The organism is Serratia sp. OS31 (genome assembly GCF_014164835.1).
Taxonomy (GTDB): domain Bacteria; phylum Pseudomonadota; class Gammaproteobacteria; order Enterobacterales; family Enterobacteriaceae; genus Serratia; species Serratia liquefaciens_A.
The window spans coordinates 41,011-67,295 of record NZ_JACJFQ010000006.1; the positions used below are offsets into that span (position 1 = coordinate 41,011).

Sequence of the window (26,285 nt, forward strand, 5' to 3'; positions counted from 1 at the left end):
CTCATTCCGGTTTTTGCGTTGCGTCGTCAGACTGAACGCTCTACTATCGTTCCCATAAATTCACACAGAAACGATGAACTAATGCAGAAATTACGCCTAATTTGCCTTGCCGTGCTGAGCTTCAGCATCACTTGGGGCGCCCATGCCGAAGATAAACGCTATATCTCCGATGAATTGAATACTTACGTCCATAGCGGCCCGGGTAATCAGTACCGTATCGTCGGTACCCTGAACGCCGGTGAAGAAGTCACCCTGTTGAGCGTAAATGACAGCACCAACTATGGCCAGATCCGCGATGCGAAAGGCCGCACGACCTGGATCCCGCTCAATCAGCTGAGCCAGACGCCAAGCCTGCGCACCCAAGTGCCGGCGCTGGAGCAACAGGTAAAAACCCTGACCGACAAGCTGGCCAACATCGACAACAGCTGGAACCAGCGCACGGCAGAAATGCAGCAGAAAGTGGCCGGCAGCGACAGCACCATCAGCGGTCTGCAGCAGGAAAACCAGGATCTGAAAAATCAGCTGGTGGTCGCACAGAAAAAGGTTAACGCGGTTAATCTGCAGCTCGACGACAAACAGCGCACCATCATCCTGCAGTGGTTCATGTACGGCGGTGGCGTAGCCGGCGTAGGCCTGCTGCTTGGCTTGTTGTTGCCACACCTGATCCCGCGGCGCAAAAGCAACAACCGCTGGATGAACTGATTTCAGTCTCCTTCTGTTTGAGATCGGGCGCCTGCGGGGCGCCCTTTTTATTGGCTGCGGCACCGCCCGGCTAATTGAGGTAATCTGGTCAGCAGAGCCTTAAGATAAATTCAGGAGTTAACAGTGAAGACTTACCTGGTCGGCGGCGCCGTCCGCGACAGCCTGCTTGAGATACCGGTATTCGACCGCGACTGGGTGGTGGTGGGCGCCGCGCCGTCAGAGCTGATCGCGCTGGGATATCAACAGGTCGGTAAAGACTTCCCGGTGTTTCTTAATCCCAAGACCCATGAAGAATATGCGCTGGCGCGCACCGAGCGGAAATCCGGCCAGGGCTATACCGGTTTTACCTGTTACGCCGCGCCGGACGTGACGTTGGAACAAGATCTGCAGCGCCGGGATCTGACCATCAACGCCATCGCCCGCAGCGCCGACGGGGAGTTAATCGATCCTTTCAACGGCGTGGCCGACCTGCAAGCGCGGGTGTTACGCCATGTATCTGAAGCTTTTGGTGAAGATCCGTTACGCGTGCTGCGCGTGGCGCGCTTTGCCGCCCGCTTCGCTCATCTGGGTTTTACCGTCGCCCCGGAAACCGCGGAGTTGATGCGTCAGATGGCGAACAGCGGCGAACTGGCGGCGCTGACCCCGGAACGGGTCTGGAAAGAAACCGAGAAGGCGCTGCAGAGCCAAAGCCCGCAGGTCTATTTCCAGGTGCTGCGCGACTGCGAGGCGCTCAGCGTACTGTTCCCGGAGATCGATGCTTTATTTGGCGTTCCGGCCCCCGCCAAGTGGCACCCGGAGATCGACACCGGCATTCACACGCTGATGACGCTGGCTATTGCCGCCCAACTCAGCCCCGAGGTCGACGTGCGCTTTTCGGCGCTGTGCCATGATTTGGGTAAAGGGCAGACGCCAAAAGAGCTGTGGCCTCACCACCACGGCCATGGGCCTGCCGGTGTTGTGCTGGTAGAGGCCTTATGTCAGCGGTTGCGCGTCCCCAACCCGGTACGCGACCTGGCCAAACTGGTGGCCGAGTATCACGACCTGATCCACACCGTTAACAAACTGCGCCCGGAGACCCTGTTGAAACTGTTTGATGCGGTCGATGTCTGGCGCAAGCCTCAGCGGCTGGAGCAGATGATCCTCACCAGCGAAGCCGATGCTCGCGGCCGTACCGGATTTGAAAACAATCCCTACCCGCAGGGTGACTATCTGCGCCAGGCGTTTCAGGTGGCGAATGCCGTCTCGGTAAAAGAAGTGGTGGCCAGCGGCCTGCAAGGGCTGGCGATCCGCGATGAGCTCAAACGCCGTCGTCAACAGGCGTTGGCCGACTGGAAACAAACCCAGGATATTCTGAAAGACCAGGCATAAAAAAACCCCGCAGCGCGGGGTTTTTAATTGGCATGCCGCTTACATGAAGACCATGTAAACCACGGCGGCAACGATAAAACGATAGATGGCGAACGGCACAAACGAAATGCGTTTGATCAGCGACAGGAAGGTTTTTATCGCGATCAGCGCTACGACGAAAGCGGTAGCAAAACCGACGGCGAACATCGGTAAATCGCCCATCGTCAGGAAGTGCAGGCTCTTGTACAAGTCCAGCCCGCTGGCACCGATCATCATCGGCACCGCCAGAATGAAGGAGAACTCGGAGGCCGCATAACGGTTCACGCCCACCAGCATACCGCCGGCAATGGTCGAACCTGAACGGGAAAAGCCCGGCCACAGCGCCAGACACTGGAAGCAACCAATCATAAACGCCTGGCGGTAGGTGATGTCATCCAGCCCTTCAGCGCTCGGTTTTTTCGGCTTCAGCCATTCCGCCGCCAGCAACAGGAAACCACCGACCACCAACGCATACATCACGTTTTTCGGTGCGAACAGCGATTTGATGAAATCATGGAGCAACAGTCCCAGCACTACTGCGGGGATCATCGCCAGCAGGATATGGCCCAGTTTCAACCGGCCCGCCGTTTTGCCTTCATGCTCAACCGGCTTACCGCCGAAATGAATGCCGATCAGCCCGAACAGACGGCGCCAGAACATCACCACCACCGCAAGAATCGACCCCAACTGAATGATCACTTCAAAGGTTTTGGCCTTATCGCCGGTAAAACCCAGCCACTCGCCAACGATGATCATGTGCCCGGTAGAAGATACCGGCAAAAATTCAGTTAACCCTTCAACCACCCCAAGAACAAACGCAATAAACAGTGAATGCATGTCCGCCATGTGCTTCGATCACCCCATAAATTTACGGCTATAAACATAAAAAAGCGGCAGTGCTCAATACATTGCCGCTAAAACAATTCTCAGGTTCAGACCAGGTTAACGGCCTTTAGTTGCACCTGTATGACAGAACATCACACCGGACGGGTACCACGCTCAATAATCACCCCAACCCGGCTGGCATGTGCAACAGCGCCCGGTTTGCTGACCTTAATACGGACCCAGGGGGAATTGAAGCGCTGGAGCAATATTTCAGATATTTCCTCTGCCACCCGCTCCACCAACGCAAAGCGATTTGGCTCCACGTGCTGGATGATGGCTTCACTGATATCGGCATAGCTCAGACAGTCGTTCACGTCGTCGCTGGCAGCTGCCTGGCGGTTATCCCAGCCCATTTCGATATCGAACACCAGCTTCTGGCGAATGTTTTGTTCCCAGTCATAAACGCCAATGGTGGTGATTACGGTAAGTTCTTCTATAAATACGATATCCATCACGTCATTCTCTGTTTTTGGCCTTGCCGGATACCACTTCCAGCGGAATATGCGTATTATCCCTTTATGTTGCGAGTAAAACGACCCTTATTAAACGGAACCGCGTTATGAGTGCTACCGCGCTTGGCATGATTATCTTCGCGTATCTGTGTGGCTCAATTTCCAGTGCGATCCTGGTTTGTCGGATCGCCAGGCTGCCCGATCCGCGTGAACATGGCTCAGGGAATCCAGGGGCTACCAACGTCCTGCGCATCGGCGGTCGCCTGGCGGCGGCGGCGGTGCTGGTTTTCGATATTCTCAAAGGAATGCTGCCGGTCTGGCTGGCATACAAGCTTAATGTCCCGCCGCTGTACCTGGGGCTGACGGCGATTGCCGCCTGCGTCGGGCACATCTATCCGGTGTTCTTCCATTTCCGCGGCGGCAAGGGCGTGGCAACGGCATTTGGCGCCATAGCGCCGATAGGCTGGGATCTGACCGGTCTGATGACCGGCACCTGGTTGCTGACCGTGTTGCTCAGCGGTTACTCTTCGCTGGGCGCGATTGTCAGCGCGCTGATTGCCCCCTTCTACGTTTGGTGGTTCAAACCGCAGTTCACCTTCCCGGTAGCCATGCTGTCATGCCTGATTCTGATGCGGCACCACGACAACATTCAGCGCCTTTGGCGTGGCCAGGAAGGCAAAATTTGGGGCAAATTCCGCAAGAAAAAGCCTGAAACGGTTGAGCAGGAAACCAAAAAAGAAGAGTGATTCATAACGCCTGAGGCAGGTCAGCCTGCCCCGAATTAGCCCGGGTTCTGTTCCCCACGGTGCCCGGTTTTTTGAGTTATCACTCTATCGTCGTGAATATATTGCGTTCTCCCGCCTGGGTGACGTTTCTGCGGCAATAATACCCCTCGTTCAAAATCGCATGAATTGCCAAATCACCCCATCGCTAATGATTATCATTAGCGACAATTAAATATTGTCATTCCCTAAGATGGATCATCAATAACATGCCTATGAAGACTATTCGGCGCCTGATAATAAAACAGCCTAACCTTTTTATGCTGCTGGCAGGAATATGTACCAGTTCATTGGCTTATGCCGCGGGGGAAAACGAAAGTGTCATTACCGTTTACGGCGAGGGAAATACGGCAGAAGAAGCCATAGGGTCCAATGGGACCTATGCCGCAAAACAAAGCGTTACGGCAACCAAAACCAGCACGCCATTAATCAAAACTCCCCAGTCTATTTCCGTTATTACGGAAGAAGAATTACAAACCAAACGCCCCGCCACCATTAAAAATGCGCTCAACTACACGCCGGGTGTAGTCACAGGCAATAGCGGCAGTTCGAGCATATTTGATAGCGTCATGATCCGTGGTTTCAATAATGTCAGCCAGAATATCTATTTGGACGGTTTGAAATTACAGGGGGATATGTATGCCGACAGCAAAGTGGATCCGTATTTTTTACAACGGGTAGAAGTTTTGCGTGGTCCAGCCTCGGTGCTGTATGGCAAAAGCAATCCCGGCGGTGTTATTTCCAGCGTCAGCAAGCGTCCACAAAAACAGCCATTGCATGAATTACAACTACAGGCCGGCAATCATCATGAATGGAAAACCCAATTCGATTTCAGCGACGCTCTTGATGATGAAGAAGCCTTGGCTTACCGCTTAACCGGTAATTATTACGAAGCGCATAGCCAGCAAAAAGGGGAGCGGGAAAAACGCTATGCCATTGCGCCTTCTTTGCTTTGGCAACCTTCAGAAAAAACATCGCTGTTACTCCAGCTGTCTTTGCAAAACGAGCCACGCACCGGTTATTACGGCTGGCTGCCGAGCGAAGGAACTCTGACTTCCGGTGAATTCGGCAAATTCTCCCCTTCGTTTAACGAGGGCGAGCCCAGCTTTAACCGTTTCGAACGCCAACAGCGCATGGTGGGCTATCAGCTCGATCATGCCTTCAACGATACCTGGTCCTTCCATCAGGCCGTCCGCTATCAGCATACCAAGGTCAACTGGCGCAGCATCTATGGCAACGGCCTCTGCAACCCAATGACCTGCATGGGGGTTGCTCCTCAGCAGTATGGCACCACATTGTCCCGCGCTGCGATAGTCAGCGACGAGAGATTGAATGGGTTAACCACCGATACCCGGCTGGAAGGGAAACTGAACGCCGGCAGTTGGCGCCACACCCTGTTGATGGGGATTGACTATTCGCAGCTGCGCAACGATCTGCAAAACAAGATGGGTTCTGCCGCGCCGCTCAATCTGGTAAACCCGCAGTATGGCAACCATGACGTGCTTTATTTTGGCGACACCCATACGATTAACAAAAACCACCAGTTAGGCGCTTATCTGCAGGATCAGGCCGAATGGCAGAACTGGGTATTCACGCTGGGCGGCCGCTTTGACCACAGCGTCGTAAAAACCCACGAAAGCAGTAATATAACCGGCGCAGGATCCTCATCCAGCATCACGGATAATGAATTCACCTGGCGTGGCGGCGTTAATTATGTCTTCAATAACGGCATCGCACCTTACGTGAGCTATAGCGAATCATTTGAACCCAATAGCGGCAACAGTTTATCAGGCCAGGCTTTCAAACCTTCCCGTGGGAAGCAATATGAAGCCGGAATTAAATTCATCCCTGATAACGCAGCGGTTTCTGCTTCTATCGCCGCATTCCAACTGACCAAAGACAATAATTTGCGCCGGGATGCCCTTAACCCTTATTACAATGTGCAAGAGGGTAAAATTCGCTCTCGCGGCATTGAAATTGAAGGCAAGGCCGCACTCACCTATAACCTTAATTTAATCGCAAGCTATACCTATACTAATGCTGAGTTCCGCGATAACTCCGGTAATAATGGCCATACTCCCGCCATGGTGCCTAAACATATGGCTAATTTGTGGACTGATTACACCTTTAATCAAGGCTGGTTAAATGGGCTGAGCCTCGGCGGCGGCGCACGTTATGTGTCCAGCACCCCTGGTGACGACGGCAATAATTTCAAAGTCCCGAGCTATACGGTTTTTGACACCGCCATAAAATATCAACTGGACAATATTCCCGGACTGGAAAACGCAGAAATTGCTTTAAACGTAAACAATCTTTTTGATAAGCACTATGTTTCCTCTTGCTTTACCAATAATACCTGTTCATGGGGTGCAGAACGACAAATCCTCACCACGTTAACGCTACATTGGTAATAACACTCGATTACAGAATTATTCTTTTCAAATTATATTGAGCTATTTGTCGTGCCTTAGCGATGGCGTTTAATTTTCGCCATTTTATTTCTTGGTCAGTCTTGGCCAAGAAACCTTATTTATATTCCTCAGGGGAGTTATTATGAGTAGTCATCAAACGGGGGCCGGTAAGCCTGGCCCTATCGGGCGACTGCTACGGCCTATACGTGGGAGCCTTATTGTTGCCGGGGTACTGGCAGCTATCGGCACAATATTCACGCTGGTGCCGTTGGCGGGCATTGCCCATATTGCCGTCATTGTTTTGGGTCATCAGGAACAAACAGGAGCCGCTACTCCGTTTCTGGCGGCAGGTGGGATTGGCGACAGCGTCGTCGTCTGCCTGGTCAGCCTGTTTGCCGGCTTAATTATTGTTACCCTGGCCGAAGTGCTCGCACACCTGGCCGATAACCGCATTACCCACGGCCTGCGCATTTCGGCGGCCCGACGCCTGGCGCAGGTGCCCCTGGGGTGGTTTAGCGACCGTGCTTCAGGCGAAGTGAAACAGGCGATGCAGGACGATATTGGCACCCTGCACGATCTCACCGCCCACTTTTTCACCACCTTGGGACGCACAATCGGCGCGATGCTGATCTCGGTTATCTACATGTTCGTCATGGACTGGCGGATGGCGATCGTCTCGATTATTCCTTTCTTCCTGTTCTTCTTCATTTTCGGCAAGGCTCAAAAAGCCGGCGCGCCGCATATGGGTGAGTTTGTTAAGGGGCTAGGCCGTATCAATAATGCCGTGGCCGAATTCGTTAACGGCATCCCGGTGATCAAAACCTTCAGCGGCGGCGGCAAAGCGCACAGCAGCTACCGTAAAGCGATCGCCTCCTTTACCCAGGTATTCACCCGTACCATGAGCCCGGTGATCAAGACCATAGCGCTGGCGAATGCCATCGTTGCTCCGGTTACCGTATTGGGTGTGGTGTTGGTTTTCGGTACCTTGTTTGTGGCACTGGGCTGGCTTGAACCGCTTAACGTCTTGCCGTTCGCCCTGGTCGCACCGGGTATTTCCGCCCCGCTGCTGCTAATGGGCTTTATTACCCACGGCCTGCGTAATGCCACAGGGGCGGCGGAACGCATACAATCGCTGCTGGACACGCCGATCCTCACGCAGCCAGAGAGACAACCCGTGCTGCAAGATGCGGAGATCCGTTTCGAGCAAACGGGCTATTCCTACAATAGTGACGGTCACGTGCTGGCAGACATCAACCTCAGCCTGAAACCCGGCAGCGTAACCGCCATCGTCGGCCCATCCGGCGCGGGTAAATCCACCCTGGCACGCTTGCTGTTACGTTTCTTCGACCCGACCCAAGGGCGCATTACGCTCGGCGGTGTCGATCTGCGCGAATTGAGCTCGACCCTGCTTTATCAACACATTGGTTTCGTGCTGCAGGAAGTGAAGCTGATCCACGCCAGCCTGCGAGAAAACATTGCGTTGGGTCGCCCCAATGCCAGCATGCAAGAAATCGAAGCCGCCGCCATAGCAGCCAATATTCACGATCACATCCTGAGCTTGCCACGGGGTTACGACTCGGTAGTCGGGGAGGATGCAAAACTCTCCGGGGGTGAACAGCAGCGCGTAAGCATCGCACGCGCCGTGTTGTTGAACCCACCGATTTTGGTGCTGGATGAAGCCACCGCCGCCGCTGACGCGGAGAACGAATACCTGATCCAGGAAGCCCTTTCCAACTTTGCCAAAAATCGCACGTTGCTGGTGATTGCCCACAGGTTAGACACCATCATGCACGCCGACCATATCGTTGTGCTTGAGGACGGCACGATCCGTGAACAAGGCAACCATGCCGAGTTGTTGGCCGGCCAAGGCCGCTATGCGCGTCTCTGGGCTGCGGGGGGTTACGAAAACATGACGAAACAGGCGGATCAACCATGTTAAAAACATTTATGCAGTTGCTCGGCGACGATGCACCCATATTCCGTCGTTATATCGGCATGGCTGTGCTTTACGGGGTGTGTTGTGGCCTGACGGTCACCACCTTGGTGCCTGTTGTCGGCTATCTGCTGCAAGGTGAAGTCTACACAGCGGCCGGTTGGCTGATGGCGCTTTTCGCCGGCGTACTTTTGAGCTGGCTGTTGCGCAGGCGCGTCGATTTCGCCGGCATGAACGTAGGTTCATCGCTGTTACTGACGGCCCGTCAACGCATTGGCGACCATGTGGCTACCTTGCCTATCGGCTGGTTCACTCCTGATAATACGGCGCGACTCAGTCATGTGGTTTCTCAGGGGATGATGGATGTGGCGCAACTCCCGGCGCACCTTTTTACACCGATCGTCAGCGGTGTTGTCACGCCGCTGGTACTGGTGATAGCGCTTTGCACCTTGCAGTGGCAAATGGGGCTGCTGGCGCTGGCGGCCCTGCCCCTGATTGCCGGCATTTTCCTGCTCTCGGCGCGGCTCGGTACCCAGGCTGACGAAGCCTTCCATCAGGCATCCGCCCACACCAGCCAACGTATGGTGGAATTTGCGCAGGCACAGTCAGTACTGCGCGCCTTCAACGGTGAAGGCGGCGGGACCCGTTTCCTCGAACAGGCCATCGACCGGCAGTATCAGTCAGGCAAGCGGCTTATCTATATCTCCACGGCCTCTGTGGTGCTCAACTCCTGGGTAGTGCAACTGGTGTTCGCCACCCTGTTGGTCATCGGGGCAACGCTACTGAGTCACACTCAGGGGAGCCTGCCGGCTATCGGTAACGCGGTGGGAACGGTGATCGCCCTGATGCTGGTTAGCCGCTTTATCGACCCGTTGTTGGACGTTGCCAGCTATGGCGAAGCCCTGCGAAACGCTCGTGGCCAGTTAAATGCCGTCAGCGAAATTTTAGCCATTACCCCCTTGCCGGAACCGCAGCAGGCTCAGCAGCCGAACGACGCTTCGCTGGAGTTGCGCGATGTTTCGTTCAGCTATTCGCCAGAACAGGCTGCCGTACTGCGCGGGGTCAGCTTTAAGGTTGAACCCGGCACCATGACCGCACTGGTTGGCGCATCCGGCTCGGGTAAAACCAGTTTGGTTCGTTTGATTGCGCGTTTCTTTGACGTCACGGGCGGGGCTGTGATGATTGGCGGAGCCGACGTACGCCAGATCCCTAACGAACAATTGACGGATCAGATCAGCCAGATTTTCCAAAATACCTATCTGTTCCAGGGCAGCATTGGCGAAAACATCCGTCTGGGTAAACCGATGGCCAGCGATGAGGAAGTATTGATGGCCATCGAACAGGCCGGGGCGGCGGAAATCATCGAACGGCTGCCCCAGGGGCTGGATACCCCGGTAGGCGAAGGCGGCGCTCGGCTTTCCGGCGGCGAACGCCAGCGTATTTCTATTGCCCGCGCGCTGATTAAGGATGCCCCTGTTCTGCTGGTCGATGAAGCCACTGCGGCACTGGATCCCGAGAATCAAGCAATCATTGCCGACACCCTTGCACGGCTGCGTGGCAAGAAGACGTTGATTGTCATTGCGCACCAGCTGTCGACGGTAGCGATGGCCGATCAAATCCTGGTTCTGCAAGACGGTAAAATTGCTGAACGCGGCACCCACACCCAGCTTGAAGCCCTGGGGGGACGCTACGCGCATTTCCTGACTCAGCGGCAGCGAACCAAAGGTTGGCGTATTGCCTGACTGAAAACTGAAAACTGAAAAGGCTCCCACGAGGGAGCCTTTTGTCTGGCTATGGCACTGTCCGGGCCAATTAGACGGCAGGCAGCTCAGCCAACGGCCAGCGCGGCCGTACCGAAACGCTCAGCTCCGGATTAGCGCCGCTTTTCAGCCGCACCATGCCTGCGTAGGCGATCATCGCGCCATTATCGGTACAGAACTCCGGTCGGGCGTAAAACACTTCACCGCCGCGCTTATGCATCATTTCTGCCATTTTGGTACGCAGCGTACGGTTGGCGCTGACGCCACCGGCCATCACCAGACGTTTAAAGCCGGTTTGCTCCAGTGCGCGTTTGCATTTGATCGCCAGCGTATCCACCACCGCATCCTCAAACGCCCGGGCAATGTCAGCACGCGTCTGATCGTCATTGCCGTTGGAGCGAATGGTATTGGCGGCAAAGGTCTTCAGTCCGGAGAAGCTGAAATCCAGCCCAGGACGGTCGGTCATCGGGCGCGGGAAGGTGAAACGCCCCGCCGTACCCTGTTGCGCCATCTTCGACAGCATCGGCCCGCCGGGGTAGTCCAGCCCAAGCAGCTTGGCGGTTTTATCGAAAGCCTCACCGGCCGCATCGTCGACCGATTCGCCCAGCAGTTGATATTCGCCAATACCGGTCACGCTGATCAGCTGCGTATGCCCGCCAGACACCAGCAGCGCGACAAACGGGAACGCCGGCGGGTTATCTTCCAGCATCGGCGCCAGCAGGTGGCCTTCCATATGATGCACCGGCACCGCCGGCACATTCCAGGCAAACGCCAGTGCGCGGCCAATGGTCGCCCCGACCAGCAGCGCCCCCACCAGACCCGGCCCGGCGGTGTAGGCAACGCCGTCGATATCCGCCGCGGTCAGGTTCGCTTCCTTCAATGCCGCCTGAATCAACGGCACGGTTTTGCGCACGTGATCGCGGGAGGCCAGCTCCGGTACCACGCCGCCGTAGTCGGCATGCAGCTTCACCTGGCTGTACAATTGGTTGGCTAATAAACCGGCCTGATCGTCATACACTGCAATTCCGGTTTCATCGCAGGAGGTTTCTATGCCCAGTACTCGCATTACATTTCCCATCATTCACGTGCGGCCGCCAGTTTAGCACAATCGAGCCTGTTTACCGCCAGCGTGGCACACGCTTGTCACCATTATTGGGCTATGTTTATGATTACAGCCACAAATGCCGATTTGATTAAAAACGAGCATTTTTTTCTGATTAGTCTATAATCAGCGCCCGATGCAAAATTGCGCATGTTTTACCAGGGTGGCCGCAGGTTTCAATTTGCTGTGGTGCTTTACAAAGCAGCATCCGTTGAAGTAAAATTCCGCACCATTTTGAAATTGCTGGCGCTTGGCCAGCAGCAAACCGAATTTTATTGAGGTGAGAGGCACATGCCTGTAATTAAAGTACGTGAAAACGAGCCATTTGACGTTGCTCTGCGTCGTTTCAAACGCTCTTGCGAAAAAGCGGGCGTTCTGGCTGAAGTTCGTCGTCGTGAGTTCTATGAAAAACCGACTACCGAACGTAAGCGCGCTAAAGCTTCTGCTGTGAAACGTCACGCGAAGAAACTGGCTCGCGAAAACGCACGCCGCACTCGTCTGTATTAATTCTTCGGGGGTAACCCCGCCGCGTGAATTTCTGATTTTAAAAATCGCGCAGACCGAGTAGTTGCATACGAAGGCCGTGCTTTCCGAAAGGAATGCGCGGCTTGTTCTCGTTTATAGGCTAGTAAAGTAAGGGCTTATGGCTGGACGAATTCCGCGCGTATTTATCAATGACTTGCTGGCTCGCACCGACATCGTCGATCTGATCGATGCCCGGGTAAAGCTCAAAAAGCAGGGCAAGAACTATCACGCGTGCTGTCCGTTCCACCACGAAAAAACGCCTTCATTTACGGTTAATGGCGAAAAGCAGTTTTACCACTGTTTTGGTTGTGGTGCGCACGGTAACGCCGTCGACTTTCTGATGAATTACGACAGGCTCGAGTTTGTCGAAACCATCGAAGAGCTGGCAACCATGCACGGACTGGAAGTGCCTTACGAGGCGGGTTCCGGGCCGACGCAAATCGAACGCCATCAGCGTCAAAGCCTGTATCAACTGATGGAACAGCTCAGCGCGTTCTATCAACAGTCACTGCATCAGTCCTCCGGCACGCCGGCACGCAATTATCTGCAACAGCGCGGACTGAGTGACGATGTTATCCGCCATTTCGCCATCGGCTTTGCACCTGCCGGTTGGGATAACGCCTTAAAGCGTTTTGGTCGCGACGCCGAGTCACGCCTGGCATTGAACGATGCAGGCATGCTGGTGACTAACGATCAAGGACGCTCGTACGATCGTTTCCGTGAGCGCGTAATGTTCCCTATCCGCGACAAGCGCGGGCGAGTAATCGCCTTTGGCGGACGTGTGTTGGGTGACGGCATGCCGAAATACCTGAACTCACCGGAAACCGAAGTCTTCCACAAGGGTCGTCAGTTGTACGGCCTGTATGAAGCGCAACAGAGCCACCCTACCCCGCAGCGCTTGCTGGTAGTGGAAGGCTATATGGACGTGGTGGCGCTGGCGCAATACGGCATCGATTATGCCGTCGCCTCGCTTGGCACCTCGACAACGGCCGAACATATTCAGCTGCTGTTCCGCGCCACCGACAACGTCGTCTGTTGCTATGACGGTGACAGAGCCGGTCGCGAAGCGGCCTGGCGCGCACTGGAAACCGCGCTGCCCTATCTCAATGACGGGCGTCAGCTGCGGTTTATGTTTTTGCCCGACGGCGAAGACCCGGACACATTGGTACGCAAAGAAGGCAAAGAGGCCTTCGAACAGCGAATGGAGCTGGCGCAGCCGCTTTCCACTTTCCTGTTCGAAACCCTGATGCCGCAGGTAGACCTGAGCAGCCCGGACGGCCGCGCCAAGCTGAGCACACTGGCACTGCCGCTGATTACTCAGGTACCGGGCGAAACGTTGCGCTTGTACCTGCGCCAACAGCTCGGCAGCAAGCTGGGTTTGCTGGACGACAGCCAGCTCGACAAGCTGATGCCCAAGCAAGCCGAAAATGCGAATACTTATCAGGCGCCCCAGCTAAAACGCACAACCATGCGTATACTGATAGGGTTACTGGTACAAAATCCGCAGCTGGCTACACTTATCCCTTCGCTAGAGGGATTGGAGCAGACCAAACAGGCGGGTTTGCCGCTGTTTGTCGAGCTGGTGCAGACCTGCCTGGCTCAGCCGGGGCTGACGACCGGCCAGCTGTTGGAGCAGTATCGCGACAACAAATTGAGCCAACAGCTTGAAACCTTGGCAACATGGAACCATATGATCGTTGAGGATATGGTTGAACAGACTTTTTTGGATACTTTAGCCAGCCTGTACGACTCGGTACTGGAACAACGGCTGGAGACATTGATCGCACAGGCCAGAACCCATGGCCTCAGCCCGGAAGAACGTGAAGAAGTCCGTTCTTTGAATCAGGTGCTGGCGAAGAAAAACTGAATACCAAACGGCTTAAGTGCCGATAAATGCGAGGGCAGAGCCCTGCAATATGCCGCCACAGTGGGCCGCGGCAACAACAAAAACGCCCCAAATGCTATTGTTGGCGGTTTCGCCGACCGACACCAACCCAAATACTCTGAAGTGTGGATACCGTCTTATGGAGCAAAACCCGCAGTCACAGCTAAAGCTACTTGTCACCCGTGGTAAGGAGCAAGGCTATCTGACCTATGCTGAGGTCAATGACCATCTGCCGGAAGATATCGTCGACTCCGACCAGATCGAAGACATCATCCAGATGATTAACGACATGGGCATCCAGGTTCTGGAAGAAGCGCCGGACGCCGACGACCTGTTGCTTGCTGAAAACTCAAACAGCACAGACGAAGATGCGGAAGAAGCTGCCGCTCAGGTATTGTCCAGCGTTGAGTCTGAAATCGGCCGTACCACCGACCCGGTGCGCATGTACATGCGCGAAATGGGGACCGTTGAACTGCTGACGCGCGAAGGCGAAATCGACATCGCCAAGCGCATTGAAGACGGCATCAACCAGGTGCAGTGCTCGGTTGCCGAGTACCCGGAAGCCATTACCTATTTGCTGGAACAGTACGATCGCGTCGAAGCGGGCGAAGCCCGTCTGTCCGATCTGATCACCGGCTTCGTCGATCCTAATGCGGAAGAGGACATCGCCCCTACCGCTACCCACGTGGGTTCTGAGCTGTCTACCGAAGAGCAGAATGACGACGACGAAGAAGAAGATGAAGACGAAGAAGAAGACGACAACAGCATCGATCCTGAGCTGGCCCGTCAGAAATTCGCCGACCTGCGCGATCAGTACGAAGCGACTCGTGTCGTCATCAAAAAGAACGGCCGCAGCCACGCCAGCGCAGCAGAAGAAATTCTGAAGCTGTCTGAAGTGTTCAAGCAGTTCCGCCTGGTGCCGAAACAGTTCGACTTCCTGGTCAACAGCATGCGTACCATGATGGACCGCGTTCGTACTCAAGAACGTATCATCATGAAGCTGTGCGTTGAACAGTGCAAAATGCCGAAGAAAAACTTCGTGACTCTGTTCGCCGGCAACGAAACCAGCACCACCTGGTTTGAAGCAGCGCTGGCAATGGCCAAGCCATGGTCAGAGAAGCTGAAAGACGTCGCCGAAGACGTGCAACGCAGCCTGCAGAAACTGCGTCAGATCGAAGAAGAGACCGGCTTGACCATCGAGCAGGTGAAGGACATTAACCGCCGCATGTCTATCGGTGAAGCGAAAGCCCGCCGTGCGAAGAAAGAGATGGTTGAAGCGAACTTGCGTCTGGTTATTTCTATCGCCAAGAAATACACCAACCGCGGCCTGCAGTTCCTGGATCTGATCCAGGAAGGCAACATCGGTCTGATGAAAGCGGTAGACAAGTTTGAATACCGTCGTGGTTATAAGTTCTCGACTTACGCCACCTGGTGGATCCGTCAGGCTATCACCCGTTCTATCGCCGACCAGGCGCGTACCATCCGTATTCCGGTGCATATGATTGAGACCATCAACAAGCTCAACCGTATTTCGCGCCAGATGCTGCAAGAGATGGGCCGCGAACCGACGCCGGAAGAGCTGGCTGAACGCATGCTGATGCCGGAAGACAAAATCCGCAAAGTGCTGAAGATCGCCAAAGAGCCGATCTCCATGGAAACGCCGATCGGTGATGATGAAGATTCACATCTGGGCGATTTCATCGAGGATACCACCCTCGAGCTACCGCTGGATTCTGCCACCTCGGAAAGCCTGCGCTCCGCAACGCACGACGTATTGGCCGGCCTGACCGCCCGTGAAGCGAAAGTGCTGCGTATGCGTTTCGGCATCGACATGAACACTGACCACACTTTGGAAGAAGTGGGCAAACAGTTCGACGTTACCCGTGAGCGTATTCGTCAGATCGAAGCCAAAGCACTGCGTAAACTGCGCCACCCAAGCCGTTCCGAAGTGCTGCGCAGCTTCCTGGACGACTAAGGTTCAGCTGTTCGCAAAAAACCCCGGCTTGCCGGGGTTTTTTATTGCCTAAAACATGCTGTTGCCGCTGGCCGTTTTCTCCGGCACCGGCTGGGTCACGTCCCAGTGCTCCACGATTTTGCCTGCGTCATCAAGCCGGAAAATATCGATAATCGCGGCCGTCTTGCCCTTTTCACGCCCGCTGGTCTCTACGTGCAAAATCACATAGTTACCGTCGACAAACGCCTGTTTGATTTCACTGTGAGAATCGGGGTAACGAGCTTTGAGCAACTCGACAAACTTGCGGAACCCTTCCACCCCATCCTGCGCATTGGGATTGTGCTGTTTGTACTCGTCGCCCAGAAAGGGCCGCGCCGCCGCAAAATCTTTGTTATTCAGCCCCTGCTGATAAAACTCCAGCACGTTATTTTTGTTCTTCAGTTCCTGCGCGCTGTTGCCCGCATGGGCAGCGCCGGTCGCCAACAGCAGAGCGACCAACCCCGCTTTAATCATCGCTTTCATCTCGCTACTCCCTCTCAGATTATTTCAATGCCAGAAACAGCTCGCGATAACTCTCTGTAAGCTGCTCCAGCGTGGCACGATTCAATCCGCTGGGGTTCGGCAATACCCAAACCTCAGTTTTACCGATCGTCATCTCCTGACGGCCCCAGGCCGCATTTTTTACCCCAAAGGCGCTACTGAACGCCTGCTTGCCCAGAATCGCCAATGCGCGCGGCTGATAGCGCAAGATTTTTTCTTTTAACGCCTCGCCGCCGCTGAGCAATTCGTCACGCGTCACTTCGCTGGCCGCTACCGTTGGCCGCGCCACCAGCGCGGTGATGCCGCAGCCGGTATCCTGCAGCTGTTGCCACTGCTCCGGCGCCAGTTGACGTTCGGTAAAGCCGGCCTGATGCACCACCTTCCAGAAGCGGTTGCTGCCGTTGGCAAAAGGGTAGCCTTGGTGGGCAGAGGAGAGGCCGGGGTTGATGCCGCAAAACACCACCCGCAGGTTTGGCGCCAGGAGTTCCATAGGGTTCGGGAGTCCATTAAAGGGGATTTACAGCGGTTATCGCAAAATCCGCCAGTAATTACAACAGGCTAGAACTGCGCATAAAAGCAACATACGGATGGTTAACTGTAGACCTGCGTCGGAGGATTGCCGTATAATCTCGCCGCTTGGCCCCTTAGCTCAGTTGGTTAGAGCACGCGACTCATAATCGCTTGGTCACTGGTTCAAGTCCAGTAGGGGCCACCAAATCTCGCTGTTTTCACAGCCAAAAAAGCCACCTTCCCAAAGGTGGCTTTTTTATTTCCATCCTCCCGAGTGATCAGCCTCCACCGCTCTGCCGTTGATGCGCCAACTGTTCGGCACGCAGCAGAATTTCCTGCAGATCGTCCTCGTCGATATCAAACAGTTCGCCCTGCATCAGCGCCTCGTGCAGATCGGCGCGGGTGATAGACACCGCATCAATCGGCAGATTGGCCGGCTTCGCCTCGGTCGGCGCCAAAGGGTGCGGGTAGCGTCGCCCGGCCAGATTATTGAAGACGATCGCCAGCAACGCCAATAGCACCGAGTTCAGCAACACCGGGTACAGCACAAAGCTATAGCCCAGTTGATGAATACCCGGGCCACCGAGAATGGCGGTCAGCGCCACCGCGCCGCCGGGCGGGTGCAGGCAACGCAGCTTAAACATCAAGCCAATTGCCAGTGCGGCCGCCACGCCGCAAGCCAGCCCAGGGTCGGCAATCAGCAAACTGGTGCTGACCCCCACTGCCGCAGCCGACATATTGCCGCCCACAATCGACCAGGGCTGCGCCAACGGGCTGTTCGGCACGCCAAACAGCAATACGGCCGAGGCCCCCATCGGGGCGATAAACCACAGGTTCACCTCGCCCAAAACAAAATGGCTGATCCAGCCGGAAATCATCAGCCCCAGCCCGGCACCGACGCTGGAAAGCAAAATCTCTTTTTTGCCCACCGCCAATGGGTGCGGCCACAAACGTGCGCACCCTACTTTTACTCTTTCCAACAACGGCATTTTCATGTTACTTCGTGCTGCCAAATTCAACTTAATGGCAACAAATATATCACAACGCCAGGCGTCGCCGCTCGCCGCGCTTTTCACTGCAAAAATAACTTTCGGCTAACAGATTGATCTTTAGCCACTCCTCGTCAATTATCAAAGTTCGCCTCCCTTTGCCTTGAGGAAAACTCCAATGTCTCAGCCGATTGCCGAACTCTATACCGACGCCGAATTTTTCAGTCCTTATGCCATGTCGGCGTTTGTTACCCTGACGGAAAAAGGCATTCCCTTCACCGTGAAGCCGGTCGATTTGTCGCAGGGGAAAAACCATGAGCCGGCCTATGCGGCCCTGTCATTGACGCGCCGGGTGCCGACGCTGGTGGTCGGTGAGTTTCAACTTTCGGAGTCCTCGGCGATTGATGAGTACCTGGATGAGATCCACCCTGCCCATCCGGTGTACCCACGCGATGTAAAACACCGTGCCAAAGCCCGCGAAGTTCAGGCATGGCTGCGCAGCGATCTGCTACAGCTACGCGCCGAGCGGCCAACCGAGGCGGTGTTCATTAACGGCAAGTTTCCTCCGTTGTCCAACGCCGCGCAGGGGGCCGCCAACAAGTTGATTGCCGCCGTCGAAAAGCTGCTGAGTCACGGCCAGGATAATCTGTTCAGGGAATGGTGCATTGCCGACACCGATTTGGCTTTGATGCTGAATCGGCTGGTGATACATGGTGATCCGGTACCGGAAAATATTCGCCACTACGCTCACAAACAGTGGCAACGTCCTTCCGTGCAGGCCTGGTTGGCGCTGCCAGAGAAAATGCGCGGGTGATAAAAAATCGGCGGCCACGACGCCGCCGTTCTCAACTGAGAAACAACATCACTTCTTGAGGGAAGGCAAATCACCATCCCGCGGGCAGATAGCCTAACAGCGACGCGATGGCATACACCGCGCTGGCCAGATACAGCAACACGATGCTGATCTGCAACAGCGGGTGGGTGATCCAGTTACACTGCCAACGTGGTGTCTGATCGCCATGCTTGCGCGCCCCACGCAGGATCAGCATCGGCATAATCGACAAAATCACCCCGCTGAAAACCCCGGCGAAATAGAGCGCGTTAACGAATGACACCAACCCGCTGTAGGCCAGCGCGAACGGTGGCAGCACCACCAGCATCAGCACGCCGAAACGGCGCAGCGGCTGTTCGTCGTTGCCCAGTCTGAACTGGTCGAAAATATTGGTCAGGAAGCTGCCGCCAAGGCCCCAGTAAGAGGTCAGCATCGCGCACAGGGCAAAAATATTGGCGGAGAAGAAGGCCCACTGCCCTAACGCCTGCCCCCATGAAATGGTCGCCACGTCAGAAATGTTATTCAGCCCGCTGAGCGCAATCACCGACATCGGCACCGCCGCCAGCAGCACAAAGGTCACGGCCATTCCGACCATAATCGCCTTGGGCAGTTGTTCTGGCTTGTCCGAAAAGCCGCGCGCCATTTCCGGCACGATATACTGCGCAGAGAAGCAGAACACCACCACGTTGAATACCGGCACCATAAAGCGCCAGTCACCGTCCAGCAGGTTGCGCATCTGGGTGGTGTCTTTGAGCAGCGTGGCCGCCACCAGCGCACTCAGCATGGCCACCATGCCGATGCTGATAAACTTCTCCCCGCGGCCAATCGCCTTTAACCCCAGGTACAAGACCCCTGCAGCAGGCACAAAAAACAGCAGGCTGCCTATGGCCGGGGAAATGCCAAACAGGGACTGCAACAGCTTGCCGCTGCCGCTCATGTAGGCGGTCAACGCCCCAATGCTGTTAACGCAAACCGAAGCAAACATCAGCCAGGCACCGATACCGCCGACATAGCGTTTCGCCAATCCGCTCAATTGCAGATGGGCACGGGTGCGCAGGGTAGATTCAGCGACGTACAGCATGGTGATGGTGGTCAGGCTGCCCACCAGCACCAGCCAGAACAACAGCGGCAGGAAACCGGCCTTGCTGGAGGCGTAGGCGATGGACAGCACGCCGGCGCCGATGTTGGTGCCGACAATCATCGCCACCCCTTCGAGGAAACTCAGTGATTTGGCGGGTGCAGGCGTTCGCACCCCGGCGGCAAGCGCCGGAGAAATAGAGATGTTTTCAGAAGACATGCAGCATCCTTTGGCTCCCGGCGGCGCTGGCCACCGGGGTTGGTTAATTTCCCAGGGGTTAACAGCTCACATCGATACACAGGTATTTCAGCTCCAGATATTCTTCAATCCCGTAACGCGATCCTTCACGCCCGAGTCCTGACTGCTTCACGCCGCCAAAAGGTGCCACTTCATTGGAAATCAGCCCGGTATTGATGCCGACCATGCCGTATTCCAACGCCTCAGGCACTCGCCATTGACGCGAGGCGTTCTGCGTGAACAGGTAAGCGGCCAAACCGAACTCGGTATCGTTGGCCATGGCGATAGCTTCCGCCTCGTCATGGAAACGGAACAGCGGTGCCACCGGGCCAAAAGTTTCCTCTTTGGCGAAGCGCATTTTCTGCGTCACGCCGGTCACCACCGTAGGCTGGAAGAAGGTGCGTCCCAGTTCGTGCGGCTGACCGCCGATAGCGATTTGCGCGCCCTTGATCAATGCATCGTCGATATGGCTCTGCACTTTTTCCACCGCATCCTGGTCAATCAACGGGCCCTGAGTGGTACCCGCCTGACTGCCGTCACCGACCTTCAGTTGCTCAACCGCCGCCACCAGCTTATCCACCAGGCGGTCATAGATGCCGTCCTGCACGTAGATGCGGTTGGCGCAGACGCAGGTCTGGCCGCTATTGCGGAATTTGGAGGCCATAATGCCTGCCACGGCCGCGTCCAGGTTGGCGTCGTCGAAAACGATCACCGGCGCATTGCCGCCCAGCTCCAGCGACAGCTTTTTGATGGTTGGTGCGCACTGTGCCATCAGAATGCGGCCAACCTCGGTCGAACCGGTAAAGCTCAATTTGCGCACCACCGGGCTGTCACACAGTACTTTGCCCACCTGAGCGGCGTCGCCGGTCACCACCTGCAACACCCCTGCCGGGATACCGGCGTCCTGCGCCAGCTTGCCCAACGCCAGCGCGGTTAGCGGCGTTTGTTCGGCCGGTTTAACGATAATTGCGCAACCTGCCGCCAGCGCCGGCGCCACCTTGCGGGTGATCATCGCCGCCGGGAAGTTCCACGGAGTGATCGCCGCGCAAACGCCGATGGGCTGCTTCACCACCACCAGTCGTTGTGAGGCCTGCGGCGCTTGCAGCACCGCGCCGTCCACTCGCTTGGCCTCTTCGGCAAACCAGGTGATAAACGAGGCGGCGTAGGCCACTTCACCGCGCGCTTCCGCCAGCGATTTGCCCTGCTCCGCGGTCATCAACTGCGCCAGATCTTCCTGGGCCGCCAGCACCTTGTCGGCCCAGGTCAGCATCAGAGCGGAACGCTGTTTGGCGGTCAGTTGTTTCCAACCTTGCTGCGCAACCTGCGCGGCGTTAATCGCCTGTTGAGTTTCTTCGCCGCTGACTAGCGGAATACTGGCCAGCTCAACGCCGGTCGCCGGATTGATGACCGCTTCACGTTTACCGCTCAGCGCATCGCACCACTCACCGTTAATCAGACACTGGCTGCGCAGCAGCTCGGGGTTATTCAATTTCATGCCGGTCACTCCTTATTGAGCCAGTGCGCGGGAAAGAATGCCCAGCGCCTTGGTGAACTGGTCTTCAGGAATGGTCAGTGGGTACAGGAAGCGGATCACGTTGCCGTTAACACCGCAGCTCAGCAGCAGCAGGCCTTCTTCCAGCGCTTTCTGCTGCACCTGACGGGTGATCTCGGCAGAGGGTTTGCCGGTCTTGGGATCGTTGAACTCCACCGCCACCATCGAACCCTGCGCCCGGATATCCGCAATCGCCGGGCTGGTCTGGCGCGCCTGCTGCAACACTTCCACCAGATGCTGGCCCAGGCGTTGGGAACGTTGGCACAGCTGCTCTTCCTCAATCACATCCAGCACCGCCAACGCTGCCGCCACCGCCAGCGGGTTACCGGCGTAGGTGCCGCCCAGCCCGCCCGGTGCAGGGGCATCCATCACCGCTGCACGACCGGCTACGGCCGACAACGGCATGCCGCCCGCCAGGCTTTTCGCCATGGTGATCAGATCGGGTTTGACGCTGTAATGATCCATGGCAAACAGCTTGCCGGTACGGGCAAAACCGGTCTGCACTTCATCGGCAATCAGCAAAATGCCGTGCTCGTCACACAAGGTGCGCAATGCCTGCATAAACTCGGCCGGTGCGACGTTGAAACCGCCTTCACCTTGCACCGGCTCCAGTACGATGGCGGCAACCTGCTTGGGATCGATATCCGCTTTAAAGATGCGCTCCAGGCTGTTCATCGCATCTTCGGTGGTCACGCCGTACAGCGCATTAGGATACTGGCCGTGGAACACCGATCCCGGGAATGGTCCGAAGCCCAGTTTGTAAGGTGCCACTTTACCGGTCAGCGCCATGGTCATGTAGGTGCGGCCGTGGAAGCCACCGCCAAAGGTGATCAGACCCGGACGACCAGTGTGGGCGCGGGCAATTTTGACGGCGTTCTCTACCGCTTCCGCCCCGGTGGTGAAGAACGCGGTTTTACATGGCCCTTCGATCGGCGCACACTGGTTAATGCGTTCGGCCAGCGAAACGTAGCTTTCGTAAGGGACAATCTGGTAAGCGGTATGGGTGAAGGCCTTCAGCTGCTTCTCAATGGCAGCGATCACCTTCGGGTGACGATGTCCGGTATTCAGCACGGCGATACCGGAGGCAAAATCGATAACTTCATTCCCTTCGACATCCCACAGCGTGGCGTTCTCGGCGCGTTCGGCGTAAAAACCGCACATCACGCCAACCCCACGTGGGGTGGCATCCTGACGACGTTGATTCAATTCTGCGTTTTTCATGTTGTTCTCTCCGGTCGGTAGTCGGTGCCAGCTAAACGGTTTGTTCACATTCGTGAAACAATGACGTTTATTTACACAGGGTGTGGCCCTATAATCGAGAGCCAGTTACGATTAATTGAGGGATCCAATTGCGCTCACTGAGTGGTGACCTGCTGTTGCAACGCCTTGGCGAACAGCCGGATGATAAGCTGCATAAGCGGCTTTACAATGCGATCCGCACCAGCATTTTGGACGGCAGCCTGCCGCCCTCCAGCCGTCTGCCCGCCTCACGGGATTTGGCTCAGGAGCTTAGCCTTTCTCGTAACACTGTATTAACCGTTTATGAACAACTCTTGGCGGAAGGCTATGTCCTGGCGCGTGCCGGAAGCGGCACATTCGTCGCCGAAACCGTCCCGGACAGCTGTTTATCCACCGTCAGCGCCCCGGCAGGCAGTGACGGGGAACAGCGGCGCATTGAACTGTCGGCGCGCGGTGCTACCCTGCTGCACCACGCCAGCGCCAGCCCCAAACAGTGGGGAGCCTTTATCCCCGGCGTGCCTGACGTCAATGCTTTCCCACACCAGTTATTCAGCAAGATCCAGGCGCGTATCAGCCGTCGTCCGGCCCCGCAGAAGTTGACCTACAGCAACCAGGGCGGCAGCCCGGAGCTGCAGCATGCGCTGGTGGACTATCTGCGCGTAGCGCGCTCGGTACGCTGTTCACCAGAGCAAATTCTGATTACCGAAGGCATCCATCAGGCGATAGATCTGGTGACGCGCCTGCTGTGCAATCCAGGCGACGACGCGTGGATTGAAGAACCGGGCTATTGGGGGATCCGCAATATCCTGCGAATGAACGACGTGAATATCTGCCCGTTGGCGGTGGATGAAGCCGGTATGGTGCCACCGGAACAGCCTGCCGAGGCGCCGCGGCTGATTTTCGTCACGCCGTCGCACCAATACCCACTGGGATCGGTAATGAGCCTGGCGCGTCGGCAACGGTTATTGGCCTTGGCGCGCAACGCCGGCAGTTGGATTGTTGAAGATGACTACGACAGCGAGTTTCGCTTTTCCGGTCAGCCGATCCCGGCGTTGCAGGGGTTGGAAGCCGACGCGCCGGTGATCTATATCGGCACCTTCAGCAAAACGCTGTATCCGGCGCTGCGACTGGGTTATGTGGTGCTGCCTAAGCCGCTAATGGCGGCGCTGAAAACCGCCCATGCGGAACTGTATCGCGGCGGCCATTTGCTGATCCAGACCGCGCTGGCGCAGTTTATCCAGGAAGGCCACTACAGCGCGCATATCCGCCGTATGCGCCTGCTGTACGCCCGGCGACGCGCCTTCCTCACCGCTCTGATCGAGCAGCATCTGGGTAAACAGGCGCTGAGTGAGTTCAATAACAATGCCGGGCTGCACCTGATCCTCAACCTGCCGGACCAGGCGGACGATGTGGCGATTGCCGCCGCAGCCAATACGCGCGGCGTACTGGTGCGGCCGCTGTCGCGTTACTACATGTTGCCCAACCATCGCCGCGGCCTGCTGATGGGCTTTGCCTGCGTACCGGAAGAGCAGATGGCCGCCGCTTTTACCCTGCTGTTGGAGTGCATCAACCCCTGAAAACAAAAGGCGGCCCCAAGAGCACGAACGAACTTCATAAGGTCTGAAGATGCCATTCTCCCGTCCGCCACTGCAAACGATGGGTCAATTTCAGCGCCTGCAAAAAGTTTTCATCGTGAGAAACCACCAACATCTCGCCGGGGAAACTGGCCAGCGAAGCCTCGATCGCCACTGACGACGCCAGATCCAAATGGTTAGTCGGCTCATCCAGCAACAGCAACTGCGCCGGCTCCCGACGCCACAGCATGCAGGCCAGCGCCGCCTTCAGTCGTTCGCCGCCGCTCAGCGCTGCCATTGGCAACAGTACGCGTTCGGCGTTTAGCTGCAACTGCGCCAGTTGACTGCGGACCGTACCCTCATTGAGCGGTGAATCCTGCAGCCCCAGATGCTCAACCACAGACAGCGAAAGATCGAGCTGTGAAAGGGTTTGATCGAGGTAAGCCGTCGGCAGTGGGCAGTGACAGCTCCCCGCTTTGGCCGCCAACTGCCCCAGGATCACCTTCAGCAACGTGGATTTCCCGCAGCCGTTCGGGCCGGCCAGCGCCACGCGCATCGGGCCATCAATGCGAAAATCCAGCGGCGGCATGGCGATAAAAGGCAGTTCCAACTGTTCGAGCACCAGCACCTGCTTGCCCGCCCCCACGGCGCTTCCCGGCAGCGTGAGCATCACCGGACAATCGTCCTCCACTCGCTGATAGGCATCGCGGACGGCGGCATCGAGAGCATCCTTCTGGTCCTGATGCTGTTTGCGCAGCGTACCGAGGCTTTCTTTGGCCGCCGCCTTATAAGCAGTGCGCTCAAAGGAAGCGATATTGAGCGTATCGACGGTTTTCAGCGTTTGCGCAGAGCGCCGTTGGCTGATGTCATGTTCTTTCTGCTGCCGGGCCCGGGTGCGCCGACGTTCCTGGCGCGCGTGTTCCAGCCCGGCTCGTGCGGCCTGCTGCTCCAAATCACGCTGGCGGCGATAGTCATCGTAGTTGCCGCCGTAGCTGTGCAGTGCGCCCGGCGTCAGTTCGACAATGCGCTGCATACGCGCCAACAGCTGCCGATCGTGGCTGGCCACCAGCAAGCCGCCGCGCCACTGTTCCACCTGTTGATAAAGCCAGTCGCGGCCCCGGCCGTCGAGGTGGTTGGTCGGTTCGTCGAGCAACAAAAAATCCGCGTTGCTCAGTATCGCCCCGCACAGCGCGGCACGCATTCGTTCACCGCCGCTCAGATCGCTCACCGGGCGTTGCGCATCGAACGCCGGTAACCCGGCGGCGACAAAGGCAGCCTGCAGACGATCGCGCAGATCCCACTGACCTTCCAAAAGATCGAGATCGTCCGCTTGCGGTTGCCCCTGCTCAAGGCGGGCCAATGCGGCAAACATCTCGCCGTAGCCCAGTAGCTGGGCCAGCGTAGTCTGTGGAGAGAGCTCCGGCTGTTGCGCGACGTAAGCCAGCGATGCATGGGCTTCAACATGCCCGCCACCGGGAAGATCCTGCCCGGCGATCAAACGCAGCAAGCGCGTTTTTCCGACGCCATTGCGCCCAACCAGGCCGCAGCGTTGCCGATCAAAAGTCAGATCCAAGGGGCCGAACAGCGTTTCGCCGTCAGCGAACTGGCAGATCAGGTGATGTAAAACAAAATGAGGGGACTGCGCAAAATGAGCCATAAGCACTCCTGAATGAAATCAAAACATCCCCACCAGGCACGGGTGTGCGCGACGTGGGACAAGATATCAGCAGGCGTGTGTGTTCATTTTCGGTGATGGCTCCGCAGAGAGAGGGAATTTATAACGGGCAAATGCTAACCCATTTGTTGTTCACAATGCAAACAGGGGCACAGATTCATGACATCTATCACATTCAGCGCAACGCAGATTCCCAACGGCAGAGACAACGGCTAGATTTATCTCATCCGACCACTTGAGGTCGCACATAATAATAACGATGAAAGACGCGATGGAGACTGC

The 26,285-nt window shown here is 56.4% G+C and carries 21 protein-coding genes and 1 tRNA gene; 12 read left to right on the forward strand and 10 right to left on the reverse strand.

Going from position 1 to position 26,285, the window contains the following annotated elements; genetic code table 11:
- The first annotated feature begins 81 nt into the window (after nt 1-81).
- Together H5P17_RS07345 and H5P17_RS07350 are read left to right on the forward strand one after the other, a co-directional pair.
- Nucleotides 82-702, forward strand: a complete 621-nt coding sequence (locus H5P17_RS07345) for a TIGR04211 family SH3 domain-containing protein (RefSeq protein WP_020828715.1) — start codon at nt 82-84, stop codon at nt 700-702.
- A gap of 123 nt (nt 703-825) precedes the next feature.
- Nucleotides 826-2,070, forward strand: a complete 1,245-nt coding sequence (locus tag H5P17_RS07350) for a multifunctional CCA addition/repair protein (RefSeq protein WP_130016999.1) — start codon at nt 826-828, stop codon at nt 2,068-2,070.
- A gap of 39 nt (nt 2,071-2,109) precedes the next feature.
- Here H5P17_RS07350 and bacA read toward each other — a convergent pair whose 3' ends face one another.
- Nucleotides 2,110-2,934, reverse strand: coding sequence for an undecaprenyl-diphosphate phosphatase (bacA, locus tag H5P17_RS07355; RefSeq protein ID WP_004948342.1), 825 nt, complete (start codon nt 2,932-2,934; stop codon nt 2,110-2,112).
- A 131-nt stretch (nt 2,935-3,065) separates the two neighbouring features.
- On the reverse strand, nt 3,066-3,425 hold the full coding sequence (gene folB / locus H5P17_RS07360) for a bifunctional dihydroneopterin aldolase/7,8-dihydroneopterin epimerase (RefSeq protein ID WP_006320572.1): 360 nt from the start codon (nt 3,423-3,425) through the stop codon (nt 3,066-3,068).
- Between the two features lie 107 nt (nt 3,426-3,532).
- Between folB and plsY the strand changes: the two genes are divergently transcribed.
- The 4 genes from plsY to H5P17_RS07380 all read left to right on the forward strand — a co-directional run bounded on the left by plsY (nt 3,533) and on the right by H5P17_RS07380 (nt 10,293).
- Nucleotides 3,533-4,171: a glycerol-3-phosphate 1-O-acyltransferase PlsY gene (gene plsY / locus H5P17_RS07365; RefSeq protein WP_044553562.1), complete on the forward strand. Its 639-nt coding sequence runs from the start codon at nt 3,533-3,535 to the stop codon at nt 4,169-4,171.
- 296 nt (nt 4,172-4,467) lie between these two features.
- Nucleotides 4,468-6,618, forward strand: coding sequence for a ferrichrome porin FhuA (gene fhuA, locus H5P17_RS07370; protein WP_255477865.1), 2,151 nt, complete (start codon nt 4,468-4,470; stop codon nt 6,616-6,618).
- A gap of 142 nt (nt 6,619-6,760) precedes the next feature.
- Nucleotides 6,761-8,557: an ABC transporter ATP-binding protein gene (locus H5P17_RS07375; protein WP_182822138.1), complete on the forward strand. Its 1,797-nt coding sequence runs from the start codon at nt 6,761-6,763 to the stop codon at nt 8,555-8,557.
- Complete coding sequence (locus H5P17_RS07380) at nt 8,551-10,293, forward strand: ABC transporter ATP-binding protein (protein ID WP_182822139.1); 1,743 nt, start codon at nt 8,551-8,553, stop codon at nt 10,291-10,293. Before H5P17_RS07375 ends, H5P17_RS07380 begins: the two co-directional genes overlap by 7 nt.
- Before the next feature lie 70 nt (nt 10,294-10,363).
- Here H5P17_RS07380 and tsaD read toward each other — a convergent pair whose 3' ends face one another.
- On the reverse strand, nt 10,364-11,377 hold the full coding sequence (gene tsaD / locus H5P17_RS07385) for a tRNA (adenosine(37)-N6)-threonylcarbamoyltransferase complex transferase subunit TsaD (protein WP_182822140.1): 1,014 nt from the start codon (nt 11,375-11,377) through the stop codon (nt 10,364-10,366).
- A 327-nt stretch (nt 11,378-11,704) separates the two neighbouring features.
- Between tsaD and rpsU the strand changes: the two genes are divergently transcribed.
- From rpsU to rpoD, 3 genes are all read left to right on the forward strand, one after another.
- Nucleotides 11,705-11,920, forward strand: coding sequence for a 30S ribosomal protein S21 (gene rpsU, locus H5P17_RS07390; RefSeq protein ID WP_001144069.1), 216 nt, complete (start codon nt 11,705-11,707; stop codon nt 11,918-11,920).
- 136 nt (nt 11,921-12,056) lie between these two features.
- Nucleotides 12,057-13,805: a DNA primase gene (gene dnaG / locus H5P17_RS07395; protein WP_044553570.1), complete on the forward strand. Its 1,749-nt coding sequence runs from the start codon at nt 12,057-12,059 to the stop codon at nt 13,803-13,805.
- A gap of 157 nt (nt 13,806-13,962) precedes the next feature.
- Complete coding sequence (gene rpoD / locus H5P17_RS07400; protein WP_020831770.1) at nt 13,963-15,798, forward strand: RNA polymerase sigma factor RpoD; 1,836 nt, start codon at nt 13,963-13,965, stop codon at nt 15,796-15,798.
- Nucleotides 15,799-15,846: 48 nt separating this feature from the next.
- Here the strand turns inward: rpoD and H5P17_RS07405 are convergent, their stop codons facing one another.
- Nucleotides 15,847-16,290, reverse strand: a complete 444-nt coding sequence (locus H5P17_RS07405) for a nuclear transport factor 2 family protein (RefSeq protein ID WP_182822230.1) — start codon at nt 16,288-16,290, stop codon at nt 15,847-15,849.
- A gap of 28 nt (nt 16,291-16,318) precedes the next feature.
- A complete protein-coding gene (mug, locus tag H5P17_RS07410) occupies nt 16,319-16,807 on the reverse strand; it encodes a G/U mismatch-specific DNA glycosylase (protein ID WP_044553579.1) in 489 nt (162 codons plus the stop codon).
- Nucleotides 16,808-16,955: 148 nt separating this feature from the next.
- On the opposite strand from mug, the gene H5P17_RS07415 reads away from it, so the two are divergent.
- Nucleotides 16,956-17,032, forward strand: a tRNA-Ile gene (locus H5P17_RS07415).
- Nucleotides 17,033-17,105: 73 nt separating this feature from the next.
- On the opposite strand, the gene H5P17_RS07420 is transcribed toward H5P17_RS07415, so the two are convergent.
- A complete protein-coding gene (locus tag H5P17_RS07420) occupies nt 17,106-17,822 on the reverse strand; it encodes an HPP family protein (protein WP_182822141.1) in 717 nt (238 codons plus the stop codon).
- Nucleotides 17,823-17,994: 172 nt separating this feature from the next.
- Here H5P17_RS07420 and yfcF point away from each other — a divergent pair, with 172 nt between their 5' ends.
- A complete protein-coding gene (gene yfcF, locus H5P17_RS07425; RefSeq protein ID WP_182822142.1) occupies nt 17,995-18,630 on the forward strand; it encodes a glutathione transferase in 636 nt (211 codons plus the stop codon).
- 70 nt (nt 18,631-18,700) lie between these two features.
- On the opposite strand, the gene H5P17_RS07430 is transcribed toward yfcF, so the two are convergent.
- Genes H5P17_RS07430 through H5P17_RS07440 form a run of 3 tightly spaced genes read right to left on the reverse strand, consistent with a single transcriptional unit; the run spans nt 18,701 to nt 22,736 of the window.
- Nucleotides 18,701-19,945, reverse strand: a complete 1,245-nt coding sequence (locus tag H5P17_RS07430; RefSeq protein ID WP_182822143.1) for an amino acid permease — start codon at nt 19,943-19,945, stop codon at nt 18,701-18,703.
- Between the two features lie 58 nt (nt 19,946-20,003).
- Complete coding sequence (locus H5P17_RS07435) at nt 20,004-21,458, reverse strand: NAD-dependent succinate-semialdehyde dehydrogenase (protein ID WP_182822144.1); 1,455 nt, start codon at nt 21,456-21,458, stop codon at nt 20,004-20,006.
- A 12-nt stretch (nt 21,459-21,470) separates the two neighbouring features.
- Nucleotides 21,471-22,736 (reverse strand): 4-aminobutyrate--2-oxoglutarate transaminase, encoded by a 1,266-nt coding sequence (locus tag H5P17_RS07440; RefSeq protein WP_182822145.1) that lies wholly within the window; start codon nt 22,734-22,736, stop codon nt 21,471-21,473.
- Nucleotides 22,737-22,864: 128 nt separating this feature from the next.
- On the opposite strand from H5P17_RS07440, the gene H5P17_RS07445 reads away from it, so the two are divergent.
- Nucleotides 22,865-24,331: a PLP-dependent aminotransferase family protein gene (locus H5P17_RS07445; protein ID WP_182822146.1), complete on the forward strand. Its 1,467-nt coding sequence runs from the start codon at nt 22,865-22,867 to the stop codon at nt 24,329-24,331.
- 34 nt (nt 24,332-24,365) lie between these two features.
- On the opposite strand, the gene H5P17_RS07450 is transcribed toward H5P17_RS07445, so the two are convergent.
- Nucleotides 24,366-25,985, reverse strand: coding sequence for an ABC-F family ATP-binding cassette domain-containing protein (locus H5P17_RS07450; protein WP_182822147.1), 1,620 nt, complete (start codon nt 25,983-25,985; stop codon nt 24,366-24,368).
- Between the last annotated feature and the right edge of the window lie 300 nt (nt 25,986-26,285).